The following is a 3,592-nucleotide window of genomic DNA, read 5'->3' on the forward strand; positions in this document are numbered from 1 at the left end:
CCGCGCATCAATGCCGCCGGCCGCCTGGCCGACATGACGCTGGGCATCGAATGCCTGCTCACCGACGATGCCACCCGCGCCGCCGAGCTGGCGCAACTGCTCGACGGCATCAACCGCGAGCGCCGCAGCGTGGAAGCCGGCATGCGCGAACAGGCCGAGGCCTTGCTCGAACGCCTGATGCCCACCGGCGACCCCCCGCCTGCCGTCGCGATCTACGACGCCGAATTCCACGAAGGCGTGGTGGGCATCGTCGCCTCGCGCCTGAAGGACCGCGTGCACCGCCCCACCTTCGTCTTCGCCCGCGGCCAGGACGGCCTGCTCAAGGGCTCGGGCCGCTCCATCCCCGGCTTTCACCTGCGCGATGCGCTGGATCTCGTCAGCAAACGCCACCCCGGCGTGCTGCGCAAGTTCGGCGGCCACGCCATGGCCGCCGGCTGCACCGTGGGCGAGGACGATTTCGTCACCTTCGCCCAAGCCTTCGCCACCGTGGCCAGCGAATGGCTGGACGACAGCCTGCTGGCACGCACCGTGGCCACCGACGGCCCGCTGGAGCCGCAATGGTTCCACCCCGAGGTCGTGCAGATCCTGGAGCAGGAAGTCTGGGGCCAGGCCTTCGAGGCGCCGGTCTTCTGCGACGAGGTGGACGTGGTGTCCCAGCGCATCGTCGGCGAACGCCACCTCAAGCTCACCGTGCGCCACGCCGGCCACCTGCGTGATGCGATCTGGTTCGGCCATAGCGACCCCCTGCCCGAACGCAGCCGCCTGGCCTATCGCTTGTCCTTGGACGAATACAACGGCCAGCAGCGGGTGCAGATGGTGGTGGAAACGGCGGGTTGACTCCCCCCGGCCGCGGGGACGGTTGCGACTTGTCACGCCTGCCGGCGGCCGGTGGCGCTAGGCTGGCGGCTTCGGACACGAAGGAGCCGCCATGCCTCCTGATCTGCCTGGCCTGCCGGCCCCCGCCCCCGCGCTCGAAAATGCCCAACGCCGCCACCTGCTGCTGCGCGCCGGGCGCTACGCCACCGCCGTGGCCACCCTGTCGGCCTGCGGCGGAGGCGGCGGCGACGCCGGATCACCATCCCCCCCGCCCCCACCGGGCCCACCACCGCGGATCACGAGCGTGGTCACCGGCTTGGACAAACCTTGGGGGCTCGCCTTCCTGCCCGACGGCAGTGCGCTCGTGACCGAAAAGCCCGGGCGGCTGCGCCGTGTGGGCACCGACGGCACCATCTCGGCCGCCATTGCGGGTGTGCCAGCCGTGTACTACGCAGGCAACACCCAAGGCGGACTGCTCGACGTGGTGATCGATCCGAACTTCGCGAGCAACCGACGCATCTATCTGTCCTATGCCGAACCCGACCAGGGGGGCGCCATCACCGGCATCGGCACCGCCGTGGCGCGCGCCGTGCTGAGCCACGACCATATGAGCCTCAGCCTGGTGACAGTCATCTACCGCCAGATGCCCCGCTTCAACGGCGACGGCCATTTCGGCTCGCGGCTGGTCTTCGGACGCGATGGCCACCTGTTCGTCACCCTGGGCGACCGCCAGGTCCAGAACAATGCCCCGCAAACCACCGACAACCACCTCGGCAAGGTCGTGCGCATCGACACCAACGGCAACAACCCCGGCAACAACTTCAGCGGCCTGATCTGGAGCGTCGGCCACCGCAACCCCCAAGGCGCCGCGATCCACCCCGACACCGGCGAGCTGTGGATCAGCGAGCACGGCCCGCTGGGCGGCGACGAGATCAACCGGGTGCTGCGCGGCGGCAACTACGGTTGGCCGCGTGTGAGCTATGGCTGCCCGTATGACCAGACGCCGGGCAACGCCTGCCGCATCGGCGGCGGCACCCACGCGCCCTCCTTCGCGGAGCCGGCGTGGTACTGGGTCCCCATCTCCTGCGCGCCCGCGGGCATGTGCTTCTACACCGGCGAGCGCTTCCCTGAATGGCGCGGCAACCTCTTCGTGGGCACCATGGCCGACCAGCGCTGCCTGCGACGGCTGACGCTGCGCGGCAACACCATCATCGCCGAAGAACAACTGTTTCGCTCGCTGGACGTGCGCATGCGCGATGTCGAGCAAGGCCCCGATGGCTGGCTCTACGTGCTCGACGAAAGCCGCGGCCACCTCCTGCGCATCGATCGCTGAAGCCCCGACGGCCACCGGGAACCCACGCCCGGTGGCAGACTCCGACGAAAGAATTTCTTTCGGAGTGGACCATGCGAATTCATCAGCGCCTGCTCCTGGCCGCCGCCCTCGGCCTGGCCACCGTGCTGGCCCAGGCCCAGACCCTCAAACCCGTCAGCGTGGCCCGCGGCCTGCAGCACCCCTGGGGCCTGGCCTTCCTGCCCGATGGCCGCATGCTCGTCACCGAACGGCCGGGGCGCCTGCGCATCGTCTCGCCCGACGGCGCGCTCAGCGCACCCGTGGCCGGCGTGCCCAAGGTCGATGCCCGCGGCCAGGGTGGCCTGCTCGACGTGGCGGTCGATCCCGAGTTCGCCAGCAACCGCTTCATCTACCTGAGCTACAGCGAACCCGGCGAGGGCGGCAACAGCACCGCTGTGGCACGCGGGCGGCTGGAAGGCAACGCGCTCGCCGACGTGCAGGTGATCTTCCGCCAGCAGCCCAAAATCAACAGCTCGGCCCACTTCGGCTCGCGCCTGGTGTTCGCGCGCGACGGGCGCCTGTTCATCACCCTGGGCGACCGCTTCGGCCAGCGCAACGAGGCGCAGAACCTGGCCAACCACATCGGCAAGGTGGTGCGCATCGAGCGCGACGGCCGCGTGCCCGCCGACAACCCCTTCGTGGGCCGCACCGACGCCCGCCCCGAGATCTGGAGCTACGGCCACCGCAACGTGCAAGGCGCCGCGCTGCACCCGCAAACCGGCGAACTCTGGACCCATGAACACGGCCCCCAGGGCGGCGACGAACTCAACCTCACCCAGGCCGGCCGCAACTACGGCTGGCCCGTGGCCACCTCCGGCCGCGAATACGGCACCGGACTGAGCATTGGCGAAGGCCCCAGCAAGGCCGGCATGGAAGATCCGCTGCGGGTATGGGTGCCGCGCTCCGTGGCCCCCAGCGGCATGACCTTCTACACCGGCGAGCGCTACCCGCAGTGGAAAGGCCACCTCTTCATCGGCACCCTGCGCGAACAGGCGCTGATCCGCCTCGAACTCGACGGCACGCGCGTGGTGCGCGAAGAACGCCTGCTCACCACCTTGCGCGAGCGCATCCGCGACGTACGCCAGGGGCCCGATGGGTGGCTTTACATCCTGACGGACAACAACGACGGGCAGGTGCTGAGGCTGGAGAACTGAAGGCTGGAGTGCCTTATGCCGCCTGGAGCAGGGACTCGACCTTCACCGCTTCATACGGAAAGACTGGCTGACCGTGGCCACGACGCGCAGATCAACCGGGAGTTGCTGCAGGCCCGCGGGCTGCGCGACGGCATCGCGCGGCGTGCGATGCCCGGGCAGGAGCGGCGCGTGCGGCTGGATTCGCGCAACAAGGCGATCAACGTTCGAGCTGAGCGGACGCCACCGGCAGAGGCGCTTGGCCCTGGACGGGACAATGTACTGGCTGGCCCGG

The 3,592-nt window shown here is 69.7% G+C and carries 4 protein-coding genes; 3 read left to right on the forward strand and 1 reads right to left on the reverse strand.

Annotated features, from left to right (window positions below; genetic code table 11):
• The 3 genes from ACK42S_RS16500 to ACK42S_RS16510 all read left to right on the forward strand — a co-directional run.
• On the forward strand, window positions 1-837 hold an 837-nt coding region (locus tag ACK42S_RS16500; protein WP_409710075.1), incomplete at its 5' end, for a single-stranded-DNA-specific exonuclease RecJ.
• A gap of 91 nt (window positions 838-928) precedes the next feature.
• Entirely contained in the window at window positions 929-2,149 is a 1,221-nt protein-coding gene (locus ACK42S_RS16505; RefSeq protein WP_409710078.1) for a PQQ-dependent sugar dehydrogenase, read from the forward strand.
• 71 nt (window positions 2,150-2,220) lie between these two features.
• Window positions 2,221-3,321 (forward strand): PQQ-dependent sugar dehydrogenase, encoded by a 1,101-nt coding sequence (locus tag ACK42S_RS16510; RefSeq protein WP_409710081.1) that lies wholly within the window; start codon window positions 2,221-2,223, stop codon window positions 3,319-3,321.
• A 42-nt stretch (window positions 3,322-3,363) separates the two neighbouring features.
• Here the strand turns inward: ACK42S_RS16510 and ACK42S_RS16515 are convergent.
• A partial coding sequence (locus ACK42S_RS16515; RefSeq protein ID WP_409710084.1) for a hypothetical protein occupies window positions 3,364-3,592 on the reverse strand: 229 nt, incomplete at its 5' end.

This window comes from Caldimonas sp. (assembly GCF_046289365.1).
Classification (GTDB): domain Bacteria; phylum Pseudomonadota; class Gammaproteobacteria; order Burkholderiales; family Burkholderiaceae_C; genus Caldimonas.

What these genes read in the sequence shown, in the direction of transcription:
- ACK42S_RS16505 (WP_409710078.1), top strand. Translation starts at nt 929, where the DNA reads ATGCCTCCTGATCTGCCTGGCCTGCCGGCCCCCGCCCCCGCGCTCGAA.
- ACK42S_RS16510 (WP_409710081.1), top strand. Translation starts at nt 2,221, where the DNA reads ATGCGAATTCATCAGCGCCTGCTCCTGGCCGCCGCCCTCGGCCTGGCC.